Here is a 3259-nt window from a genome sequence, read left to right as displayed (position 1 = left end):
CGGTCGTTCAGAGAAAACTTGGTGCTTGATGTAGCTCCGACAAATTCATAGGCCCCCCTGTCCCAGACGCCGTCTGCTCCCCTTGTTATTCCATCAAAATCAATGTTATATGGTGCAGATAATGATATTCCCGGGTTCGTGGCTGCAACCAAGTGATAATTACCGCCGGCCGAGTTCACGAACGGGTCGCCTGTACCGGTTTGTATGCCGGTCTGGGGAGGTGGCGTGTCGGTAGGGTTGAAGTAGCTGTTGTTGCTGTAATCAATCGTGCCCCCGCTCAGCACTGATGAACTGTCATATAGCACATTATTCTTAAATTCGTTGCCCGTCGCGTCCCCACAGGCCGACCCACAGGGAAAGAAGATTTTACCCCCGGAATTAATGAATGTATTCTGATACACTTTAGCATCTTTGATGTAATGAGTTGCACTTGTGCCCGTGCCGATGACTCCGTTCCCGGTATTAACATCCACGAAAACATTCCCGTAGATTTTCCAGCCTGGCATAGAACTAGCAGTAAGTGGGTCAAGTGCGGCGATGCAGGCTGTCCCTCGGCAGTTCTTGATTATATTGTTGCGGAACGTGTCATTGATAGTTCCTTGCCCCTGAGTAAACGCCGACGAACAGCCGCCAGATTCAGAACTGTGGCATTGATTTACTGAGATTGTTTCGCCGTGATGCGCCGAGGACGACCACTGGTTCTCAGAATAGCTATTCTCGATGATTGAATTTGCCATATTCGTAACTTGCCAACTTTTTCCCCCACCGGAGATATAGGAGTTGGCGAATGTCGAGTTTGTGACGTAACAGGAGCCGCAGCCGACAGTGATTCCATTCTGTTGTACATCAAAGGACGGGCCGCAGGAAACGACAGCAATATGCTTCACGGTCACGTTGGTTGTATTTGTGCCGTTGACGGCCAGGTAGTATTGGGGGTCTGCGCTGCAACTCGACGGTTGCTTCATCAAGAAGCCATAGTTTGTAGATGTGCCCCCTGAACCAACGGCCCCGTCAAATACCCAATAACTCGAACCAATCGTTACGGCATTCGTACCAGTAAATGTAAACTGGGCCTGCGACCCGCCATCGGCTGCACTCACGGAATAAGTGCTGACCCAGCCAGTATCCGTACCGTGGTCGGCAATCGTCGCGCCCTTGATGGTAATGACGAGAGTTCCAGATGTGGCCTTGTTGAAGGTTCGTGAGGCGTAGGTTCCTGACCCAACGTAGTAGGTGCCGCCCCGCACAAGGGACGAGACCGCGCAGCTTCCCGTGAAGTCCGTACAAGCATTCGTCCAGTCCAAGCCTGAACCGTTGCCGGTGGCGCCAGATCGTACATAGAATAACGTGGCAGTGGTAGAGGTTGTTTTCATGAGGAAGTCTTCCACGCTCCAGCCGTCTGGCGCGTTGTCGTAGTTCACATTCCACCAGTTGAACCCGTCGGCAGAGATGGGGCCACCGATTACGGTACCGAGATTTCCCGTTGCCTGGGTGCCGAGGAGGGTTCCTGCTGTGGTGGGAGTGGCCCGGATGTTCAAGTTCGAGGTTGTCTGAACGCGGTCGCCGATCACGAATACGGATGCCACATTCGAAACAGTCACCGAAACCACAGCTGAAGTCGTCTGATTGCCGGCTGCATCTCTGGCTCGGGCGGTTAAGCTATGAGAACCGTTTGATGATTGAGCTGTGTTCCAAGAAACTGAATAGGGAGCGGTGGTATCCTCTGCTCCGAGGTTCGCGCCATCAAGCAGGAATTGAACTCCAGCGACGCCCACATTGTCTGAAGCTGAGGCAGAAGCGGTAATGGTGCCCGATACGGTTGAACCAGAAGTTGGTGATGTAATAGAAATGGTTGGCGGGGTTGTGTCGGAAGGGATAGTGCCACCGGAAACCAGAGGGTGAGGATAGGCATAGGGAGTGTAATATGGTGTCCATGTATTAGGAGAGGTGCATTTATATAATGTTCCAGATTGAATAGTACTGGAATTGGTCGTAGGCGTTGGCGTATTTGCCTTCCAATAGCCAACACCAGTGGTACAACTACCAGTAGGAGCGACAGTTCCTCTGCCGATACCCGTGGTACCGTTAAAGGAGGAATTGTAGTTATAAAATTCATCATTCTCGTTAACCCCGCACCCTCCGCCAGTAGCGCCTATGCCCATATTCTGAGCCGTACCATTGTTAGTGTTATTGAACACATAAGTATTGTTGACTTCGACTTTATAGACGCCGGTTGCCCCAGGAACATCCGATGTGCAGGAGTAGACATTCGCCTCAATGCTCATGCCGCCGGTGCCGGTAATTATATTGTTGAAGAACAATCCCCAGCTTCCTCTGTGGCCTATCCAACGATAACCTTTGGCGTTAGCAACTGTGTTTCCATAATATTCTGAAATCATTGTTCCAGTCTGGCCTCCGGGCCAATTTTGGAATCCATGAATGTCCCATAGTTCCAATTGCGGAGCATTAGCCATATTCCATGAGTTGTAACGCACAGCCAACCTGCTCCCTTGCCCTGTTTCGGTCCAGCCCGGGTCTTGCCCGCTAAATGATGACGAATACTGGATGGTATTATCTTCAAAAAACAGGTTATCAGAGTTGCCATAAGCAAACGGAAAATTGCCGTTTGACCATTCAGTCGTATCATCATTGCCTAAGATTTTCAACACAACATTTACGCGATCAAATACATTGTTGAAGATGACTCCTCGAACCTGGCCCATTGTCGAGATTGCTCCGGAACCAGAAGTGACAGTGCCCGTGTTGCGAAAAGTGTTGTTTCCAATCGCCAAATTTTTGAATGGTTTCGTGTTGGTGGGGCTTGAACCTCTTACCGTAATTAGATTTAATGCTGAATTACTTCCATCCAATGTAAAACCTTCGACGCGGATAATCTCCTCGTTGGCTATCGCGGTTGTATCGGGGGTAATATTAATAAGTTCACCGGCGCGAGTTACTACAGTATTACCAGATCCGGCGCCCTTGAGAATAATGCCTTTTGTAATTGAAAGCGTTCCATTCCATGTCCAGCTTCCGGCGTTGCAGGTAATGGTCGCTCCTCGTTGAGCAGCTGTTATCGCTGACTGAAGTGTGGAAAGATCGCAATTAATTCCTCCTTCTGATGCCTGCGTCGTCGCGCTCGCGCTCGTAGATTGCGCAGACACATTCCCCGCCGCATCGTATGCAGAGATGGCATATGAATACAGAGTTGATGGAGAAAGACCCGTGTCGGAGTAGGAATTAGTGGCAGGAGTTGCAA

At 50.3% G+C, this 3259-nt stretch carries 1 protein-coding gene; it reads right to left on the bottom strand.

Features of this window, described 5'->3' with window-relative positions; genetic code table 11:
* The coding region (locus tag WC980_10820; protein MFA5795543.1) for an Ig-like domain-containing protein at positions 1–3259 on the bottom strand (3259 nt) is incomplete at both ends.

Source organism: Candidatus Brocadiia bacterium, assembly GCA_041658285.1.
In the GTDB taxonomy this organism is placed as follows: Bacteria; Planctomycetota; MHYJ01; order JACQXL01; family JACQXL01; genus JBBAAP01.
The sequence above is the reverse complement of the archived record's forward strand: the minus strand, read 5'-3'. Positions and strand labels throughout refer to the sequence as shown.